At 45.5% G+C, this 21095-nt stretch carries 14 protein-coding genes, 1 tRNA gene and 1 pseudogene; 12 read left to right on the top strand and 4 right to left on the bottom strand.

Annotated elements, in window-relative coordinates; all coding sequences use genetic code 11:
• Positions 1–24 precede the first annotated feature (24 nt).
• The 3 genes and pseudogenes from DXD78_RS09290 to DXD78_RS09280 all read left to right on the top strand — a co-directional run bounded on the left by DXD78_RS09290 (position 25) and on the right by DXD78_RS09280 (position 5988).
• The gene (locus tag DXD78_RS09290; RefSeq protein ID WP_005826375.1) at positions 25–3318 is read left to right on the top strand and encodes a SusC/RagA family TonB-linked outer membrane protein; all 3294 of its coding nucleotides are present in this window, start codon (positions 25–27) and stop codon (positions 3316–3318) included.
• Positions 3319–3337: 19 nt separating this feature from the next.
• Complete coding sequence (locus DXD78_RS09285; protein WP_009036592.1) at positions 3338–4675, top strand: RagB/SusD family nutrient uptake outer membrane protein; 1338 nt, start codon at positions 3338–3340, stop codon at positions 4673–4675.
• A 117-nt stretch (positions 4676–4792) separates the two neighbouring features.
• Positions 4793–5988, top strand: a pseudogene (locus DXD78_RS09280) (MFS transporter).
• Here the strand turns inward: DXD78_RS09280 and DXD78_RS09275 are convergent.
• Together DXD78_RS09275 and DXD78_RS09270 are read right to left on the bottom strand one after the other, a co-directional pair.
• On the bottom strand, positions 5916–6839 hold the full coding sequence (locus tag DXD78_RS09275; RefSeq protein ID WP_009036594.1) for an urea transporter: 924 nt from the start codon (positions 6837–6839) through the stop codon (positions 5916–5918). The pseudogene DXD78_RS09280 and the gene DXD78_RS09275 overlap by 73 nt on opposite strands.
• A 94-nt stretch (positions 6840–6933) precedes the next feature.
• A tRNA-Ala gene (locus tag DXD78_RS09270) sits at positions 6934–7007 on the bottom strand.
• 103 nt (positions 7008–7110) lie between these two features.
• On the opposite strand from DXD78_RS09270, the gene DXD78_RS09265 reads away from it, so the two are divergent.
• From DXD78_RS09265 to DXD78_RS09235, 7 genes are all read left to right on the top strand, one after another.
• Positions 7111–7416 carry a DUF4286 family protein gene (locus DXD78_RS09265; RefSeq protein ID WP_005826379.1) on the top strand — a complete coding sequence of 102 codons (306 nt, stop codon included), beginning with the start codon at positions 7111–7113 and terminating at the stop codon, positions 7414–7416.
• On the top strand, positions 7413–7982 hold the full coding sequence (gene ruvC / locus DXD78_RS09260) for a crossover junction endodeoxyribonuclease RuvC (RefSeq protein ID WP_005826381.1): 570 nt from the start codon (positions 7413–7415) through the stop codon (positions 7980–7982). Before DXD78_RS09265 ends, ruvC begins: the two co-directional genes overlap by 4 nt.
• A gap of 34 nt (positions 7983–8016) precedes the next feature.
• A complete protein-coding gene (gene pulA, locus DXD78_RS09255) occupies positions 8017–10014 on the top strand; it encodes a type I pullulanase (protein ID WP_009036595.1) in 1998 nt (665 codons plus the stop codon).
• A gap of 10 nt (positions 10015–10024) precedes the next feature.
• A complete protein-coding gene (locus tag DXD78_RS09250) occupies positions 10025–11497 on the top strand; it encodes an ATP-binding cassette domain-containing protein (protein ID WP_034528916.1) in 1473 nt (490 codons plus the stop codon).
• 102 nt (positions 11498–11599) lie between these two features.
• Positions 11600–12256: a fructose-6-phosphate aldolase gene (fsa, locus tag DXD78_RS09245; RefSeq protein WP_005835793.1), complete on the top strand. Its 657-nt coding sequence runs from the start codon at positions 11600–11602 to the stop codon at positions 12254–12256.
• A 115-nt stretch (positions 12257–12371) separates the two neighbouring features.
• The gene (locus DXD78_RS09240) at positions 12372–14270 is read left to right on the top strand and encodes an LTA synthase family protein (protein ID WP_009036597.1); all 1899 of its coding nucleotides are present in this window, start codon (positions 12372–12374) and stop codon (positions 14268–14270) included.
• A 32-nt stretch (positions 14271–14302) separates the two neighbouring features.
• Entirely contained in the window at positions 14303–14989 is a 687-nt protein-coding gene (locus tag DXD78_RS09235; RefSeq protein WP_022401654.1) for a phosphatase PAP2 family protein, read from the top strand.
• Here DXD78_RS09235 and DXD78_RS09230 read toward each other — a convergent pair.
• Positions 14980–17517 (bottom strand): carboxypeptidase-like regulatory domain-containing protein, encoded by a 2538-nt coding sequence (locus DXD78_RS09230; RefSeq protein ID WP_009036599.1) that lies wholly within the window; start codon positions 17515–17517, stop codon positions 14980–14982. The two genes, DXD78_RS09235 and DXD78_RS09230, sit on opposite strands and share 10 nt — an antisense overlap.
• Before the next feature lie 217 nt (positions 17518–17734).
• The gene (locus DXD78_RS09225) at positions 17735–18598 is read right to left on the bottom strand and encodes a GLPGLI family protein (RefSeq protein ID WP_034528586.1); all 864 of its coding nucleotides are present in this window, start codon (positions 18596–18598) and stop codon (positions 17735–17737) included.
• Positions 18599–18813: 215 nt separating this feature from the next.
• On the opposite strand from DXD78_RS09225, the gene DXD78_RS09220 reads away from it, so the two are divergent.
• Both DXD78_RS09220 and DXD78_RS09215 read left to right on the top strand, forming a co-directional pair.
• Positions 18814–20349: a sensor histidine kinase KdpD gene (locus DXD78_RS09220; protein ID WP_009036601.1), complete on the top strand. Its 1536-nt coding sequence runs from the start codon at positions 18814–18816 to the stop codon at positions 20347–20349.
• 45 nt (positions 20350–20394) lie between these two features.
• Complete coding sequence (locus DXD78_RS09215) at positions 20395–21078, top strand: response regulator transcription factor (RefSeq protein ID WP_005835806.1); 684 nt, start codon at positions 20395–20397, stop codon at positions 21076–21078.
• Positions 21079–21095 lie beyond the last annotated feature (17 nt).

The raw sequence follows: 21095 nt of genomic DNA, 5'->3' as shown, positions 1-21095 counted from the left end.
ATTAATTAATTTTATATGTAACGCATGAAAAAACGTGTATTAATCGTTTTGCTATGCTTTGTAGGAGCTTTGTCATCTGCTTTTGCTGCAGAGAAAAAAGTCCAGGGCGTAGTAATATCTTCAGAGGATAACCTACCGCTTATCGGTGCTTCCGTTTATGTGACTGCGGAAGACTTGAAAAAGGCGGGGAGTGCTCAGACTACAATGGGGGTCATCACTGATGTGGATGGTCAGTTCTCTATCGCTATACCTGCGGGGATAACCCGTTTCTTTTGTAGCTACGTGGGATATGACGTATTGGAAGTGAAGCTTGTTCCGGGAAAGGAACATTATGAAATAACACTTCATGCATCTTCCCAAATGCTCGATGCCGTTGTTGTGACGGGTTACCAGACAGTGGAGCGCCGCAAGCTGACGGCAGCGGTATCCAAACTGGATATATCGGACGAGACCATCGGTGCAGTAAAAAGTATCGACCAGGCACTTGCCGGACAAATTGCCGGACTTTCTGTCAGCCCGACTTCCGGTGCTCCGGGTGCTCCGGCAAAGATACGCATTCGCGGTACTGCTTCATTGAATGGTACACAAGACCCTTTGTGGGTGCTGGACGGCATTCCTTTGGAGGGAACGGATGTTCCCGAACCGGATGAGCTGAATGACATCACCAACATGAAGCAATCTTCCATTGCAGGCCTGAATCCGGCAGATATTGAGAATATCACCATCCTGAAGGATGCGGCAGCCACTGCCATCTATGGTGCGAGGGCAGCCAATGGCGTCATTGTGATTACAACAAAGAAGGGTAAGGTCGGTAAACCGGTTATCAATTTCTCGTCCCGGTTTACCTATACTCCTACATTGAGCCTTGACCGGTTGAACTTGCTGAACTCAGCGGAGAAAGTAGGATTGGAAATGGATATGATCCGTAATAACTATTCTCCGGACAATCATAAAGGAGGCGTATATAATATTCTTTCCAATTACAATGAGTTGTCTGCTTTTCAGAATGGAGGATGGGATGCCTTGAGCAGTGATACACAAGCTGCCATCAACCGTTTGAAGAGTGTTAATACAAACTGGGGAGATATCCTTTTCCGCGATGCTTTCAGCCAGGAATATAACTTGAGCCTTTCCGGCGGTACGGAAAGGGTTACGTATTATACCTCTTTCGGCTATTATAAAGAGGATGGAAATGTGGACGGTGTGGGTATGGACCGTTTCAACTTGGTAGGAAAGACTTCCTATAAGGTGAACAGTATACTGAAAGTGGGTGCCTCCATGTTTGCCAACCGTCGCAAAAATACCAATTATCTGACAGATGCATACGGTATGTCGAATCCCGTGTTCTATTCACGCAAGGCTAATCCGTATTTTGAACTTTATGACAAGAATGGCAACTATAATTACGACTACGATATTCAGAACAACACTGATAAGGATTTAGGATTCAACATCTTTGAAGAACGGCAGAACACGTCTAATGAAAGCGTGGTGAATTCTTTTTCATCTATATTTGATGCGGAGCTACGGTTCAATGACAAGTGGAAGCTGACTTCCCAGTTTGGCTATCAGTTGGAAAAGACTTCCAGAGAAGAAATAGCGGACTGGGAAAGCTATGCCATGCGCTATTACTATAAGTTGAGCGAATACTCCCAGGGCGGAGAAACCAAACACTTCCTGCCCGAAGGAGGTATGCAGAAGTCTTATGAAAACTCCAATTCACAGATTACTTGGAAGGCGATGGGAGAATATCGCGACAGTTTCAATGATATTCATGAACTGGAAGTGATGGCGGGTACCGAGCTGCGCAAGACCTGGTATGAAACCTTGTTCTCGGCAGGGTATGGCTTCGACCGCAAGACGTTGACGACCAAACCGGTGATTTTCCCCAACGAAAGTTACGCCACGTCTTTCCCGCTCCATCAGACAACGTATAAGGAGAATGCTTATGTATCTTTCTACTCTACGGCCTCTTACTCTTTGTTGAACCGCTACACGGTGGGAGGAAGTATCCGCTTTGACGGTTCCGACCTTTTCGGTGTGGATAAGAAGTACCGCTATCTTCCTCTTTATTCTGTCAGTGCCTTGTGGCGTCTGTCACAAGAACCGTTTATGCAGCAGGCCAAGTGGGTGGATAACCTGGTGTTCCGTGCATCTTACGGTCTGCAGGGAAATATTGACAAGAATACTTCTCCGTTCCTGTTGGGTACATATCGGTCGGAAAGTATTTTGCCCGGAGTATCGGAAGATGTAATTATTATTAATTCCGCTCCCAACAAGAAGTTGCGTTGGGAAAAGACGCAGTCTGTCAATGCCGGCTTTGATTTTTCTGTATTGAACCAGGCTATCAATCTGAGCGTGGACTATTATTATCGTAAGGGTACCGATTTGATAGCTTTGCGCATGCTTCCTCTGGAGACGGGCTTTACTTCAATGAACGTCAACTGGGCAAGTATGGAGAACAAAGGTGTGGAAATCAGCTTGTCTACCCGTAACATAACGACAAAAAACTTCTCCTGGTACACAAATTTCAATTTTGCCTATAACGGTAATAAGGTATTGCAGGAAAACATACCGGAGCAGCAGACCACTCCGGGACGTGAAGGCTATCCCGTAGGGGCAATTTTCGCACTGAAGACTGCGGGAGTGAATAAGGAAACCGGTAATATGATGTTCTATAATCCGGAGGGAGAGAAAGTGACCTTGAAGGAGCTTTACCGCCTGAAGGACGAGTGGGGGATAGGTATTGCCTCTTCCGATGTAACTGCAGCCGAAGAGAGAACCTTTTATTCGTATATCGGGAGTAGCGATGCTCCTTATACGGGAGGTTTGATTAATACCTTCAGCTATAAAAACTGGGAGCTGAATGTCAATTTCTCTTTGACGTTTGGCGGGTACGTACGTACGCAGCCCTCTTATGACATCATTAATCCGGATTATGGCAAGAACTATAATGCGGATGTGCTGAACCGCTGGACTCCGGAAAACCCGAATGCGGAGCTTCCGGCATTTATGCTGAGTGCTTCCAACCCGGAAGAGTACTCCTGGTATGATTCTAAAACCATCTGGAGGGATTTGGATATCTGGGTGAAGAAGCTGAACTACGTACGTTTGCAGAATCTGCGTCTGGGTTACCGTATCCCTGAGCTCCTGACAAAGCGTTTGGGAATGAACTCGGCAACGGTATCTATTGAAGGACGCAATCTCTTCGTGTTTGGTTCGGGATATAATAACTACATGGATCCGGAGTCGATGTACAATCCTTATGCAACTCCCGTACCCAAGTCGGTTACATTCAGTTTGAACTTGAATTTCTAACTTCAAAAGCAGAAAGAAAATGAAGAAAACAATAAGTCTGATGATAATGGCCTGCATGCTTCTGCTTGCGGCATGCGACAACTATCTGGATATACAGCCTACCGGTAGTGTCATTCCCAATTCTTTGGCTGAGTATAGAGCGTTGCTTGCCCGTTCTTATAAGGACGTGAGTAAATTCAGTGACCGGGGAATGGCTTGTTTCCGTTCCGACGAGATGCAGGTTCGGGATAATGAATATGACCAAAATTATTATATGGATATAGAGCGCTGGAACGACCTTGCTCCCAATGCCTATACCTCATCGTTTGAATGGGCCAAGTATTACAATGTGCTTTTTATTGCCAATCACGTTATTGAGAGCAGAAGTGATATTAAGGAAGGCACTGAGGAAGAGATAAATCAGCTTGTAGGAGAAGCGTATATGCTCCGTGCTTATGTACATTTCTTATTGGTAAATCTTTATGGACAGCCCTATACTAAGGAGGGAGCTTTGGATACCAAATCGGTACCGCTGAAATTGGATACGGATTTAGAGAAAGTCCTGAAACGCAATACGGTGGAAGAAGTTTATACTTCCATCCAAGCAGATATTGACGAGGCACGCAAACTGGTCACGAAGGCAGAATGGGAACAGAGATATTCATATCGTTTCAATGCGGCTTCGGTAGAGGCGTTTCAATCACGCGTATCCCTTTATAAGGGCGAGTGGCAGGCGGCTTGGGATGCTGCTGAGGCAGTGCTTGCCGTGAAGTCTGTATTGGTAGATTTGAATGATGCCTCTGCAACTCTTCCTAACAGTTATAATTCCGTGGAAAATATTACTCCACTGGAGACGCCTCTGAGCAGTACAATCAATGGGGCTGCTCTGGCTACTCCGGTTTTTCTCTCCCTTTATGTTGAGAACGACCTTCGGCTGGACAAATATTTTGCTGAAACGGATGAAAAAGGTTTCCGGAAGAATAAGAAGGCGGGAAGCAATAACTACTTGTGTACTTTCCGTGTGGGTGAAATATATCTGACGGCTGCTGAGGCTGCTGCCCGACTTGGAGAACTGTCTCAGGCACGTACCCGCCTGCTGGAACTGATGCGGAAACGTTATGCACCGGAGGCCTACGAAGCGAAATCCGTTGTTGTCAATGCCATGGATAAGGAAGCGTTGGTACAGGAAATATTAGATGAACGTGCCCGTGAACTTGCTTTTGAAGGACATCGCTGGTTTGACCTTCGTCGTTCCACCCGTCCGCGTTTGGAGAAAGTGCTTGATGGTACGCGTTATGTACTCGAAGAGAATGATGCCCGCTATACATTGGCCATTCCGAAAGAAGCCATAGAAGCCAATCCGGGATTGCTGAACTGATAAAGATAAAACTCCCCGATTCTGTATTGACGAGAATCGGGGAGTTTTGTCTTTATGTGGATTGGATATGTATTTTTTACGTACCTTTGCACCGTTTTTTGTAATAGACAGTATAAGATGATACAGAATCAGAGACCTCCTATCCGTAGAATTGCTTTTCCTATTCTTATAGCATTGAGTATTTCGCATTGTTTGAACGATATGCTGCAATCGGTTATTTCGGCAGTATACCCTTTGTTCAAGGAGGATTTATCCTTGAGTTTTGCCCAGATTGGTCTGATTACGTTAGTGTATCAGATGTCGGCGTCCGTGTTTCAGCCTCTAATGGGATTGTTCTTTGATAAGCGCCCCATTGCCTGGTCATTGCCGATAGGTATGGGCTTTACTTTGGTCGGTATCATGAATCTGGCTTTTGCTACTAATCTGTATTGGTTGCTGGCTTCGGTATTCATTGTGGGTATCGGTTCGTCTGTACTCCATCCGGAGGCGTCACGTATTACTTTTCTGGCTTCCGGCGGAAAACGCGGACTGGCGCAGTCTCTATTTCAGGTGGGCGGGAATTTGGGTGGCTCGCTTGGACCGTTACTGGTGGCTTTGCTGGTAGCTCCTTACGGGAGGCATCACATTGCCTTGTTCACGGTTTTGCCTTGATTGCCATCGTGGTGATGATTCCTATATGTCGTTGGTTCCGTTCCTACTTGAATCATATCAAGAAACGCCCGATGCTTGTGGCAGGAAAGATAGAGCGTCCCCTTTCTTCAAGAATGACGGTGTTTGCCATAAGTATTCTGCTGATACTTATCTTCTCCAAATATATCTATATGGCAAGTTTGACGAGCTACTATACATTCTATCTGATCCATAAATTTGGTGTTACTGTTCAGGCTTCACAGCTTTTCTTGTTTGTCTTCCTGGTAGCCACTGCCATCGGAACATTGGTGGGAGGTCCCGTAGGTGATAGGATAGGACGTAAGTATGTTATCTGGGCTTCCATTCTTGGAACGGCTCCATTCAGTATGATGATGCCTCACGTAGGGCTTGCATGGACAGTAGTGCTGAGCTTCTGTGTCGGTCTGATGCTTTCTTCCGCTTTTCCTGCCATATTGCTGTACGCCCAGGAATTGCTACCCAATAAGCTGGGTTTGATTTCCGGGTTGTTTTTTGGTTTCGCTTTTGGAATTGCCGGTATCGCTTCGGCTGTATTGGGAGGTATGGCAGATAAGTATGGTATAGAGGCTGTTTATAATGTATGTGCCTTTATGCCTTTACTGGGGTTGGTGGCTTGCTTTCTGCCTAATTTGAAAAAGAGATAGAGATTTTTTATTCCCATTGTCAGCCATACGGAGAGAACGAAAGGTGCGGTCAATGTAATAATTCCCCAATTCATTCCCACAATTTGCAATACAACAGAGAGTAAAACGGAACATGCAGTCCATATACAGCTCATCCAGCTTTTACCTCCTAAAGCAAGGGCACACAATACGCCATTATATCCCATCAGACCCATATTCAAAGCTTCGGAATCCACTCCCAATAATGTGGCTAGGAGGAGGGGGAGAAGTGCTCCCAATATGGTATATACTGCTGCATTCCGGGAATTCACGAGAATGCCTGCAAGGAAAAATAGTCCGGTCATCATGTTTCCTTGAAACATCACCTGGCCTATGCCCATACTGAAACATTGTAAGTAATTTATGGAGGAAGAAGCGGGTGTTTCTGTATCAGAGACGAGTAGCATGTCAGGCATCAGCCAACTGCACAATCCCAGCAGCATCCATACAGAAAGGATAAAAGGGGTAGTGAATCCGGGCAACACGCGTTGCATGTTGAAAAACCGTGCAATGTAGGTAGATGCACACGAGGCAATAGCCATCAGCATCAAGGAACTTACAGTCAGAAGCATAAAGACCCCTACGGCTATTCCTACCAGTGTACCGTTAAAACCATATAATCCATTTTTTATATCATCACAGTCATATCCTGAGATACGGGCTGTCAACGTACTTATTATGTTGCCACTTACAGCCAATAGGCCCATTTGCCATGAATTCAAAAAGATTCCAATCAACATCAATAATCCGGACAATGCATTGTTTTGGAACATGACTTGCCCTATGCCACGTCCTAAAATAAGTAATGACTTGCGTGTAAAAGCTTCTTTCATGAGTTGTCGAATGAAAATGGACTATATGTAAATTTATAGCTCGTTAATGCGTACAAAAAAAACGATTAGACTAATCTAACCGTTTTAATTTTCGTGGAGCGTATGAGACTCGAACTCATCACCTCGACACTGCCAGTGTCGCGCTCTAGCCAGATGAGCTAACGCCCCGTTGCCAACGTTTGCAGGCTTGCTTTCGTTTTTGATGGTGCAAATATAATGCATTATTCTGAAATAATTGCTATGTTTGCGAAAGAATTTGAAAAAATAAGTTATGCTGATATATAATACCACTTATCATGTAGAGGAAGGAGAAGACAAAAACTTCCTGATATGGATGCAGGAACACTATCTTCCCGAGGTAGAAAAGAACGGAACATTGTATGCTCCACGTATAGCCCGTATCTTGAGTCATATTGAAGAAGGAAGCATCTGCTATTCTGTTCAGTTTGAGGTGGAAAACTCTGCCAAACTGCATCGTTGGCATCAAGAGCAAGGAGTGAAACTGAACGAGGAATTACTGAATATCTTTAAAGATAAAGTGATTGGCTTTCCTACATTGATGGAGGTAATAGTGTGATACAACCGGTCAAAGAGAAAATTATATTGGGTATAGACCCTGGTACCACCATTATGGGGTATGGAGTATTGCGTGTGGCAGGTGTCAAGCCGGAAATGATAGCCATGGGAATTATCGACCTCCGCAAATTTGGAGATCACTATCTGAAGTTACGCCATATTCATGAACGGGTACTGAGTATCATAGAGAGTTATTTGCCTGACGAGCTCGCTATTGAGGCCCCTTTCTTCGGAAAGAATGTACAGTCCATGTTGAAGTTGGGGCGTGCGCAAGGCGTAGCAATGGCAGCTGCTTTGAGCAGGGATATTCCCATTACGGAATATGCTCCTTTAAAAATAAAGATGGCCATCACCGGAAACGGACAAGCATCCAAGGAACAGGTGGCAGACATGTTGCAGCGTATGCTGCATTTTCCTAAAGAGGATATGCCTACTTTTATGGATGCAACGGACGGGCTTGCTGCTGCCTATTGTCACTTTCTGCAGATGGGGCGTCCCACGGTGGAGAAAGGCTATCATGGCTGGAAAGACTTTATTGCCAAAAATCCGGATAAGGTGAAGAAGTGATAAGAATTGAAATGTAGAATCTAAAAATAATATCATGAAATTGAATGAACTTGCTATCATTGGAGTGGCTGCAACGACGGTTGTAAGCTGCACTCCCGCGAAGACGGAGTATGCTTCGTACGAACTTTACCCTGTCCGTTCGGGTAGTCTGACAGAGATGGAATATACACCTGCTGCCACGCAATTCACATTGTGGGCACCTACGGCAGATGAAGTTCGCCTGATGTTGTTCGAAGCAGGAGACGGAGGGCATGCCTATGAAACTATTTCAATGGAACCCTCTGAAGAAGGAACTTGGAAAACTAAAGTTGAAAAGGACTTGATGGGTAAATTCTACACATTCAATGTGAAAATCAATGATAAGTGGCTGGGGGACACTCCGGGTATCAATGCCAAAGCTGTAGGGGTGAATGGAAAACGTGCCGCCATCATCGACATGAAATCCACGGACCCCGAAGGATGGGTAGATGATAAACGTCCGGCATTGGCCTCTCCTGCCGATGTGATTCTTTATGAAATGCACCATCGTGATATGTCCATCGATCCGTCGTCGGGCATTGAGCATAAAGGAAAGTTCCTGGCATTGACAGAACAAGGAACGGTAAGTCCCGACAAGCTGGCAACCGGCATTGACCATCTGAAAGAATTGGGGGTGACACATGTACATCTCCTTCCGTCTTATGACTATGCCTCCGTTGATGAGACAAAGCTGGACGAGAACAAGTATAATTGGGGATATGATCCGCAGAATTACAATGTGCCTGATGGCTCTTATTCTACCGACCCCTACAAACCGGATGTTCGTATCCGGGAATTCAAGCAGATGGTGCAGGCTTTGCACAAAGCAGGTATCCGTGTTGTTCTGGATGTGGTGTATAACCATACTTTCAATACATCCGACAGTAATTTTGAACGTACAGTGCCGGGATACTTTTACCGTCAGCGACCAGACGGAACGTATGCAGACGGTTCGGCTTGTGGCAATGAAACTGCCAGCAACCGTCCGATGATGCGTAAATACATGATAGAGTCTGTATTACATTGGATTAATGAATATCACATTGACGGATTCCGTTTTGACCTGATGGGTATTCATGACATCGAGACAATGAACGAAATCCGTAAGGCGGCAACGTCTGTAGATCCGACTATATTTATATATGGTGAAGGATGGGCGGCATCGGCTCCACAGATGGCGGAAGATTCTCTGGCAATGAAAGCCAATACTTATAAGATGCCGGGTGTTGCTGCTTTCTCTGACGAAATGCGTGATGCTTTACGCGGTCCGTTTAATGACAATCATCAAGGTGCTTTCCTTGCTGGATTGCCGGGAGGAGAGGAGAGCATAAAGTTTGGTATTGTAGGAGCCATCAGGCATCCGCAAGTAAATAATGACTCTGTGAATTATAGTAAGGCTCCGTGGGCGGAACAACCTACACAGATGATCAGCTATGTTTCCTGCCATGATGATATGTGCTTGGTGGATAGGCTGAAAGCAAGTATCCCGGGTATTACTCCCGTAGAATTGGCAAAGCTTGACAAACTGGCGCAAACAGCCGTATTCACTTCCCAAGGTGTACCGTTTATTTATGCCGGTGAGGAAGTGATGCGTGACAAGAAGGGAGTACACAATAGTTTTGAGAGTCCCGATTCCATCAATGCGATTGATTGGAGACGAAAGGCGGAGCATGCAGATGTATTTGCTTATTATAAAGGGTTGATACAGCTTCGTAAGAAGCATCCGGCTTTCCGTATGGGTGATGCGGATTTGGTGCGTAAGCATTTGGAATTTCTACCGGTTGACGGCAGCAATGTGGTGGTTTACCGTCTGAAAGAAAATGCCAACGGTGATGCATGGGGAGATATTATAGTAGTCTTGAATGCCCGTAAGGAGCCTGCCAAACTTACCGTACCCGAAGGTAAATATACAGTGGTCTGCAAGGATGGCTTTATCAATGAACAAGGTTTGGGCACACTGTACGGCCCCGAAGTTGTTGTTCCGGCCCAATCGGCACTGATTATGTATAAATGATGATTGGATGATGCAACAACATACAATACACATAGCGGGGGGCGTAGTACGCAACCCGCTTGTTCGTTTGACAGAGCCTGTCACCCTTGATTTCCTGGCAGGAGAACACATTGCCATTGTAGGACCGAACGGAGCCGGAAAGAGCCTCCTGGTGGATATGCTGACGGAAAAGTATCCTTTGCGTGATGGTGAGCTTACCTATGATTTCTCTCCCTCCCTCACGAAAACTGCCTATGACAATATCAAATACATTGCTTTCCGTGATACTTACGGTTCTGCCGATGCCAATTATTACTATCAACAGCGTTGGAATGCCCACGACCAGGAGGATGCTCCGCTAGTACGCGAAGTGCTGGGAGAGGTAAAAGACGATGTCTTGAGGCGGCAGCTATTTGAACTTTTCAGCATAGAGCCGATGCTTGACAAGAAAATCATTCTTCTCAGCAGTGGGGAGCTGCGCAAGTTTCAGTTGACTAAAGCTTTACTGACTGTTCCCCGAATTCTTATCATGGACAATCCTTTCATAGGGCTGGATGCGCCTACCCGTGAACTGCTTTTTAATTTGCTGGATCGGCTTACCCGGCTGGGCGAGTTGCAGATTGTCCTTGTGCTTTCCATGTTGGATGACATACCTTCATTTGTTACACACGTTGTGCCGGTAGAGGAGATGAAGGTGGGCGAAAAGATGGAACGTGAGGAGTATGTGCAGGCATTCTGTGCGGGCAATCAGATGCGTATTCAGGAAGAGGCCGGAGCGTTGGAGGAATTGCAGCGGCGTATTCTCGATTTGCCCTACGAACATGCGAATTTCACTTCGGACGAAGTGGTGAAATTGAACGGGGTTAGCATCCGTTACGATGACCGTACCATTCTGAAGGAGCTGGATTGGACAGTGATGCGTGGTGAGAAGTGGGCGCTGAGTGGCGAGAACGGTGCTGGCAAGTCTACCTTGCTTAGTTTGGTTTGTGCGGATAATCCGCAGTCATACGCCTGCGATATCAGTCTTTTCGGACGGAAGCGCGGAACGGGGGAGAGTATTTGGGAAATCAAGAAACACATCGGTTATGTCAGTCCGGAAATGCATCGTGCTTATCTGAAGAATCTGCCTGCCATAGAGATTGTCGCTTCCGGTCTGCACGACAGCATCGGATTGTATAAACGTCCTCATGCCGAACAGATGTCGGTATGCGAGTGGTGGATGGATATTTTCGGTATTGCAGCCTTGAAAGACAAGCCTTTTCTGCAACTCTCCAGTGGAGAACAGCGTCTGGCATTATTGGCTCGTGCTTTTGTCAAGGACCCGGAACTGCTGATATTGGATGAACCGCTTCATGGACTCGATACATACAACCGCCGTCGGGTCAAGAAGATAATAGAGGCATTCTGCCATCGTCGGGATAAAACGATGATTATGGTAACCCACTATGAGAATGAATTGCCGCAAACAATTACTAACCGTTTATTCTTGAAGCGAAACCGCTGACCGAATAATATTGCGTCAGGGAAAGATAATAAAGGACTAGCGGGAACCATTTATGATGTAAATCGTTATATTTGTAATATCAACCATCTAAACATTTATATCATGAAGTTTTTTATTGATACGGCAAATTTGGAACAGATTCGGGAGGCCTATGACTTGGGCGTACTCGACGGAGTTACCACTAATCCTTCGCTTATGGCAAAAGAAGGTATCAAAGGAGTGGAGAACCAGCGTAAGCACTATGTGGACATCTGTAATATTGTGCAAGGCGATGTAAGTGCCGAGGTGATAGCCACCGACTATGAAGGCATGATTAAAGAGGGTGAAGAATTGGCAGCCTTGAATCCGCATATCGTAGTGAAGGTGCCTTGCATTGCAGAAGGTATCAAGGCCGTTAAATACTTCTCGGGCAAAGGTATCCGTACAAATTGTACTCTGGTATTTTCTGTCGGTCAGGCATTGCTTGCAGCCAAGGCAGGTGCAACGTATGTTTCTCCGTTTGTGGGGCGTCTCGATGATATCTGTGAGGATGGCATTGCATTGGTTGCGAAGATTGTAGAGATGTACCGTTATTATGGATATACCACCCAGGTACTTGCCGCCTCTATCCGTCATACGGCACATATCATGCAGTGTATAGAGGTGGGTGCTGATGTGGCTACTTGTCCGCTTTCGGCCATTAAGGGTTTACTTAATCATCCGCTGACCGATTCCGGTCTGAGGAAGTTCCTTGAAGATTACAAACGCGTGAACGGATAAACTTAAAATATCCTATAAGCCTATCTTTCAATGTAATTATTGACTAATATTGGTGAGAAATAGAATAAAAAGATTTATTTTTGCGCCTTATATTTAGATATACAATAAGGCACCGATGAAAGATAGGCTCATAGGATTTATTAAGACATACTGCTTGTTTGTCTGCATTTTTGTGTTGCAAAAACCACTGTTTATGCTGTTTTACAAATCGCTGTACCCGGATGCCTCGTGTGCGGACTGGTTCAGTGTCATTTGGCATGGGTTACCTTTAGACCTATCTCTGGCTGGTTATCTGACAGCTATTCCCGGTTTTCTTTTCATAACCTCTGTATGGACACTTTCTAAATCCCTTTATCGCATCTGGTGCAGCTATTTCCTCTTCATTTCAGTACTTATCTCCATAATTTTTACTGTCGATTTAGGATTATACGAGTATTGGGGGTTCCGTTTGGATGCTACTCCGTTATTCTATTTCTTTTCCTCCCCTAAAGACGCAGTGGCCAGTGTCAGCATTTGGATGGTGCTGGGGGGAATTGTGGCAATGGCTGTTTATGCTGTCGTGCTGTATGCTGTTTTCTACGGCATCTTGCTGCAGAAGAACCTGTTGCTGCGGATGAAACTGCCTTATCGTCGCCTGAAGGTGTCAGGTATATTGTTGCTGATGACGGGGCTGCTGTTTATTCCTATCCGTGGAGGCTTTACAGTATCTACCATGAATGTGGGGAAAGTCTATTTCAGTGCCGAGCAGCGTCTGAACCATGCAGCTATCAACCCTGCATTCAGTCTGATGGAATCTCTTGCCAAGCAGAAGGACTTTAGCAAGCAATACCGTTTTATGGAAGCTGCGGAGGCCGACCGGCTTTTTAAAGACATGCTTGAACCCGCAGTTGCCGGTGGTCAAACGGAAGAGACGGATTCTGTGCGGCAATCTGCCGATTCGCTGCATACTTTATTCAATACTCAGCGTCCCGATGTACTCTTTGTGATTCTTGAGAGTTTTTCCTCTAGGTTGATGACAGCTTTGGGAGGTGAGCCGAATATTGCCATCCATCTGGATAGCTTGAGTAAGGAAGGGGTGCTCTTTACGAACTTCTACGCCAACAGTTTTCGTACGGACCGTGGACTGGTGGCTATCTTGAGTGGCTATCCTGCCCAGCCCACTACGAGTATTATGAAGTATCCCCGTAAAACGCAGTCCATTCCTGCCATTGCAGGCAGCTTGCGGAAGGCGGGTTATGGTACCAAGTATTATTATGGCGGTGATGCCGACTTTACCAATATGCGTTCCTACCTGATGTCATCGGGCTTTGAAGATATTGTTTCCGACCAGGACTTTCCCGTAACGGAACGTTTAAGTAAGTGGGGGGCGCACGACCATCTCGTATTCAACCGTCTGCTGGAAGACTTGAAAACCGAAGCTGCCGAAGGAACTGCAGAAGAGAAAACTCCTTATTTCCGTGTCTTGCAGACCTCCAGCAGCCACGAGCCTTTTGAAGTACCTTTCCGTCGTCTGGAGAATGACCGGCTGAACGCCTTTGCCTATACGGATAGTTGTGCAGGCGATTTTGTAAGACAGTTCCGTGAGCTCCCCCAGTGGAAGAATACGGTGATTGTGTTTGTTCCAGACCACTTGGGAGCTTATCCCGAACATATCGACAATTTGTTGGTAGAACGCTACCGGATACCTCTGTTGATGGTGGGCGGTGCCATCCGAGAGCCGAGGCGCATTGACGTCTATGGCTCGCAACATGACATTGCAGCCACGTTGCTGGCCCAATTGGCGCTGCCCCATGAAGAGTTTGTTTTCAGTAAAGATATGCTTAATCCCGCTTCCCCTCATTTCGCGTTCTTTACCGTACCCGATGCTTTCGGTATGGTGACAGCGGACAACCAGGTGATATTCAATTGCCAGGCAGGTGCTGTGGTAGTGGATGAGGGCACGGCAAAGGGAAAGAACTTGCCGTTGGGCAAAGCCTATCTGCAGAAATTGTATGACGATATAGCAAAAAGATAAAGGAAGATAATTAAAGTATAAGAGTATAAAGTATGACAGCACTTATGGATGTCTTGCAAGGGGCGATAGATATAGACACAAACATATTCCTTTTCATCAATGGGATGCACAACACCTTTTTCGATTACTTTATGAGTGCCTACAGCGGTAAGTGGGTCTGGGTGCCGATGTATGCTGCCATTTGGTATGTGATGCTGCGCAACTTCCATTGGAAAGTGACTTTGTTCTGCATGGTCGGTCTGGCACTCGTAATTACCATTGCCGACCAGACGGGGGCAACATTGATACGCCCGTATGTGGAACGCCTTCGTCCCGCCAATCTGGAAAATCCCATATCCGACATGGTGCATATCGTAAACGGACATCGAGGAGGGCGTTATGGATTCCCCTCCTGTCATGCTGCCAATACTTTTGGCCTGGCATTCTTTGTCTGGTTTCTTTTCCGTAAACGATGGCTCACTGTGTTTATGATGGGATGGGCGTTGCTGACCTGCTATTCACGTGTCTACTTGGGAGTGCATTATCCGGGCGATCTCATCGCGGGAACATTGGTTGGATTGATTGCCGCATACATTGTATATCGCCTTTTCCTGAAAGTCAGCGGGTATAAGACCATGAAGAAAGTCCCCCATATTTATGCTCCCATATTGGTGGGCGGATTGACGATAGTTGGGATATTGATATATTCCACGGTGATGATATTGCAGGCTCAGAACTGATGATTTATCGTCACCATTGCTTCCCTCGGACGTATATTTAGTCGTGAAGTGTAGCTTTGCGTGGTGGAATACGTTGTGTAAGCATACTCTTTTTTGTTGAACAGGTTGTTGAGGCTTGCTTCCAATCTCCATTTTTTTCTTTTATAGATAAGGGATGCATCTGCGAACACGGTGTTGAGATGTGCGTCCCCTCCTAAGTCATTCCGGTAATGCTCGCCGGATAGCCGTAGGTCTACCTGCCCGATACTGAATGTGAGATGTAGCCGTTGTACGAAGTCCAGTAACGGGGTGAGACGGGTATCACTTCCTATCTTACTGCCGCCATAGCCTAATGTGGCATGATATTCCGCTTCAAAAACATCTGCGGGAGACCAGATTATTTTAGGCTCTGCTTTCAGATAATCATAACGATAGGTCTGCAGAAGACTTTGCCGGTTACCCTCGCTGTCAGCCAGGCGGGTAAGCTGTTCGCCATTGCTGCGACTGAGTAGTAGGGTGAGTGAGGTTTTCAAATGCCAGTCGTATATACCTTTGGAGAAAGTACTGCTGAGATTCCAGCTATCGTTATGGTTCGGTAGTTCACGACGAGTGTAGACAATGGCATTTTCGGAAACACTCTGTTCGAAAAGAGTATTCCGGTTGCTGCGGCTGTAGGTTAGTGCGGCAGTGATGAAAAATTCCTGTACAGTGTTTTTGTACTCTCCGTAGAGATTGTAGGTTTGCGTGAGGCTGGTAGGGAAAAGTCCGTTGCCGTCTCGCCAGGTGCGGTAATCAGTTTGGTAGAGTCCCGGATACAAGTCGGAGAAGTCTTCTGCCGAGCGTTTCAGACTGCCATAAAGGGAGAACGTCCAATGATAATCCAGTTTATAGCGCAAATACATGGACGGATTGAAGAACAGGAACGAACGCTGTTGTGAGAAATACCGATCTGCTTTCAGAGGAAGCGAAAGTGTAGCCAGCCATTTTCCACGTTCCAGCTGGAAGTAGGGGGTAATATGCAATGACAGATGCGAAGCATTGAAATCATTGGGCTGTCTTGTCGGAGTATATTTCAGGGTAGCCCGTTCTCCTTGTATTCCTGCCTTATATTGTTGGGTAAATCCATCATACTTTCGTAGATATGCGGCACTGTTATCTGTGTAGAAGTTGTGCTGGTTGAATTTACTTTTTCCTTCTTCGAGTAGTAAGGATGCAGGCTGGTAAGCATACTGTGTCGTCGAACGAAATTCCCAGGTTCCGCTTTCCCGGTTTCGGATAAGATTGAAGTAGTTTCCGGCACTTAGCTGTGACGTTTGCAGAGTTTGTCCCAGTTCCTCCGAACGTCCGCGATTTATTTCTCCGTCTACGGTGAAGCGGTTGGATATATAATTCCGGCTGCTGTTGTCTTCATAACGCAGTTCCAGATTAGCGATGTCACTTCTCAGACGATAATGGTAGGTTTCGTCTATTTGTATGGTATCTGTCGGTTGATAATAGATTTGGGTATTTCCCCGTTGCTGTTGGATTAGCTCATGAGTATATCCGGCTTGCAGGCGTAAGCTGCGGTCATCATTCCATTTGTACATACGGTTGCCGTTCAGGGTGTGGGTTTCATTGAATAATAAGCGATTCTTGTCTAATGGTGCGCTGATGCCCGGCTGGGAGAGAAAACCGGAAAGCGGAACTTGTTGCTGGCCATTTCCGGTCAGTTTGGTTTGCTCGTTGCTGAGGTCCTTGCCATTGTTATTCGTCTTGTAATTATAGACACTCTGTTTTCCTTTACCCAGTTGAAGGGCATTCAGTCTGCCTTCCCACAGGATTTTGTTGTTCTCACTCCATCCGGTTCCCAGAGTACCGTTTGCTATCCATTGATCGCGTGCTTTCGGGTCGAGTTTCAGGTTCAATGCCACCTCATCGGAATTGATTTTTCCTTTCAAGGCCTTTACTGACTGATAGTTCTCCATGATTTCCGCACTCTTTACGGCTTTGGCGCTCAGATTGTTGTTGATTTGGTTATAACGTCCGCCTGTCACGTCCATTCCTTCCACAAAGTAGTGGTCGATGGCTTTCCCTTTATACTTAACCTGTCCGTTTTCATCTACATCCACGCCCGGAAGTTTCTTCAATACATCCTTTATGTGCACATCTTTAGATGAAGCAAACTGTGCCAAGTCATATCTCACCGTATCTTTTCGGGTATTGATACGTCCGGGACGTATTTGTACTTCTTTTAATACGATGGCTTCCGGTTGTAGGCTGAGATTCAGGATTCCTGCCGCATTGATATTCCGCATTTCTCTCTTATAGCCTAACAAAGAAATATTGAGTTGCAGCATTCCGCTATGCTTCCACGGCAAAGAAAATTGTCCTTTGGCATCGGTCAATGCATAGTCTATCGTTGTGTGTCCGCGTAATACACTAATCATTACAGCTTCCAGCGGTTGATTGGTTTCTGCATCTGTTATCTTGCCGCTCAACGTCTGGGCGTAGGTAGGCGACAAGAAACTAAAGAGAAACAGGAAAAATAGAATGATAGTTTTTTTATTCATACACTGCAATAATTGATTGTTTGGCAATTGAAGTTTGTTGAAATTTTTATACGATTATGGTGATTTCGTAATTTATTGATTATCAATGCGTAAAAAGAGGATGTTTAAGTATACGACTGAATGGCATTCACTATACGACTGAATAGGGTTCAGTATACGACTGAAATGCATTCAGTATGCGATAGATTTCACGAATGCTTACGGGTGTGGAGAAATATTATCGTTCCAGTGGATTATAAGGAACGTTTTTCGGGTTCTTGGTTGCATTGCCGTGTTCATCACTAACCTTAACGGTGACGTTCGGCATGCTTCCGGTGATAAATCCTACCGGATCGGCATAATAACGTTCGTGCACTTTGTTGTATGCTTTGCGGTTCATCGGTTCGTGCTTCTTTCCGTCGAAAAGTATCGGCCGATATGTGTGGCATTGCTCTACACCTGTGGCAGTGAATGAATAATGCCCTTCACTGTCTTCGGCTTTCAGTATCAGTCCGGGCAGTCCGCAAAGCTTCCATGGACCTTCGCTTATGGGTATTTCTGCAGTAAACCATGCCGTCCATGTACGGCCTTTGAATTGACATTCGGCTTTGCTGCAAAGGTAGGAGAGGACACTATCGTTTTCTGCCAGTATCTTCCACTGCGGACGTTCATCCGTTTCTTCGCAACGCAGGCGCGTCATGCCTGCCACTTCATCGAGGGTCGTTACTTTTCCGGCAGGATAACCTCTGAAGGTTCGTTCGCTCAGTTTGCTTGTTCCGTATTGTTTCAGATGTTCATTAATCGTTTCCTGCGAGGCTTTATTGGCGAAGTCTACTGCCAGTACAGAGTCGCAAACATACTTGGTGTAACTGTAGAACTTAGAGAGATTTTTACCGACTTCCAGCATCATGGTTTCTTCCGTAACATTTTCCGGCTTTTCCGTATTACTGATACAGCGCGTTTCATATTGCACAAGGATTTGTGCTTCACCGATGGTATCATTCTGTATTTTCGTTCCATCAGAAACGATGATTTGTGCCTTCGCTTGTGATGCGAACAATATAGCGAGACACAGATTGAGGAAAATAATTCTTGCACTCATAGTTTTTACATTTTTAGAGGTTTTACATATTGCTTCCAGCGATTATTGTACTGCAAAACTATGCGGATTTTGCTTCAGAAGAGGCTGAAAGTTATTACTGAAATATTACTCAATGCATAATATCTGCCTCGCACGTACCTATATTTGCAAGCTAACTTCTACCTTTGTCGGTACTAAATGAAAGTCTTTCTAAGTGAGACTAAAAAAGAACAATTATGGAACAACGGATTAAGATCGTTTGGATATTCTCCATCGCATCGATACTGCTTATTACCTGCGGACAGGTCTACTGGTTGCGTAATCAGTATCAGTATATGAATGATGAACAAATCAATGGTATTTATGATTGCATCTTGCAGACCACCCAACAGTATGACTCTATCCGTACTCCCCAACCCAAAAAGGTGCTTAGCAATACCAATATGTTCTTCTATCACTTGAGCAAATCCATTGATTTGGAAAAGCGGACCACTATCGACGAATTAATTTTGGGTGTTCTGAAAGGGCGGGACTTGGAGAGCTTGGGCCAAAAGAATATAGAAACTCTCAAAATAGAGCAGCAGGACTCTGCCAGTACAGATGATAAAGAGAGAGAGGCAAAGCGTAGGAAATGGGCATTGGCGTTAGACACCCTTTTGCCGGAAGAGCGGCTCATTGCGAAGGATTCATTCAAAATCAATATGTCCGATAAAGATGCTCCTAATTTGAACTCTATTATTAATCTTTATCGTTTGGAGTTGGATGTGCCTTTTGCGTTGCAGCAATTTGATTCCTTGCTTGCCATACGTTTGGACGAACAAACGTTTACTACGCATCTGGTGGTTTCCGAAGATTCCATTTACCAGTGGAATGCGGAACTGAAACGGCAAGGTACATTGTTCAATCCATATATAGAAGTAATGTATCCTTATAATCCCCTGAAACGCCAGTTTGTGCTTGTTTCCGTGAAGGTTTCACCTCATGTGGTACTTGTGCGTATGGGTTGGCAGTTAGTGGGCAGTACATGTCTGATATTTCTGCTGGGGCTTTGTCTGCTGTTTCAGATAAAAACCATCTTGAAGCAACGGCGGATAGACGAACTGCGAAAAAGCTTTGTAAACACTATGATACATGAACTGAAACGTCCCGTCCAGGCTCTGAAAATGTGTATAGCCTTTCTCAATGACAAGTCTATGCGAACAGATGAGAAAGCGATGGATGAAGTGGTTCACGATTCCATGTCCGAGCTGGATAACTTGTCGGCCTATCTTTCAAAACTACGTGATATGACGCGTGCCGATGATGAACACACGCAGCTTTCCGTCCGTACATTTGATATAAAGACGAGTTTGGAAAAGCTTGTCCGGCTTTACCATGTTCCTGAGGGTAAGGATGTTGCTATTGAAACCCATTTCAGTTCGGAGACTCTGGTAACGGCAGACCCGGTGCATGTTTCTAATATTATCAGTAATTTGATAGAGAACGCCGTAAAGTATTCGGGCAAGTCTGTGCATATTGTTGTAGATTGCCTTTTGCAGGATCACCAATTGACGATACGGGTGTCTGATGATGGCATCGGCATTCCGGTTTCCGAACAGAACCGTGTATTCGATAAGTTCTATCGGGGCAGTAATCTTCCCGACCGTTCGTTGCCCGGTATTGGTCTGGGGTTGAGCTATGTAAAGTTGCTGGTAGAGGCGCATCATGGAAGCATTTCTTTAAATAGTCAGGCTGGCAAGGGAACAATGATTGAAATTAATATTCCTCAATAAGTCCGTGCTAACCCGCATAATCCCTACTCTAAAATAACCAATGATATGAAAGCCTTGAAAATACTTTTTGCCGATGATGATTTGAAATATTCAATGCTGCTGAAGCGCTTTCTTGAGAAGGAAGGCTATGAAGTGACTTATGCCGGAAACGGGAAAATTGCTCTGGAACAATTTCCGCTCATAAAGCCTGATTTGGTATTGCTCGATATCAATATGCCCGGTTACAATGGCTTTGAAGTGGCTGAACGCATCCGCGAGATGGATAAACACGTCCTGATCTTTTTCCTTTCCGACCGTAGCGATAAGGCCGACCGCCTGCAAGGATTCCAACTGAAGGCGAACGATTATCTTGCCAAACCTTTCTATCCGGAAGAGCTGACAGCGCGTATCCGCGAGCGTTTCACTTCGCAGTTGTCCGGCGTGGCGGAGGATGAGATGTATGCTTTCGGCCATTCCGTGTTCAATTACAGTACGAACGAGATTCGTACGGGAAATAGTAAGGTGCTGATTACTTCCCGTCAAGCCGATATCCTTCGCTTGCTGGCGCTGAATGTGAATAAGACTGTCAGTCGCGATACGTTGCTGGATGCTGTGTGGGGCACTGCCTCGTATGCCAACTCCCTTGCCTTGAATGTACAGATGTCCTATCTGCGGCGGTCGCTAAAAAACGACCCGAGCGTGAGGATTGAGTCGTTGATGAAAAAAGGGTATATGCTTGCCGTTCTCTGAAAACATCTTTATCTTTG

The sequence above is a fragment of the Bacteroides sp. D20 genome, assembly GCF_003436255.1.
In the GTDB taxonomy this organism is placed as follows: domain Bacteria; phylum Bacteroidota; class Bacteroidia; order Bacteroidales; family Bacteroidaceae; genus Bacteroides; species Bacteroides uniformis.
The sequence above is the reverse complement of the archived record's forward strand: the minus strand, read 5'-3'. Positions and strand labels throughout refer to the sequence as shown.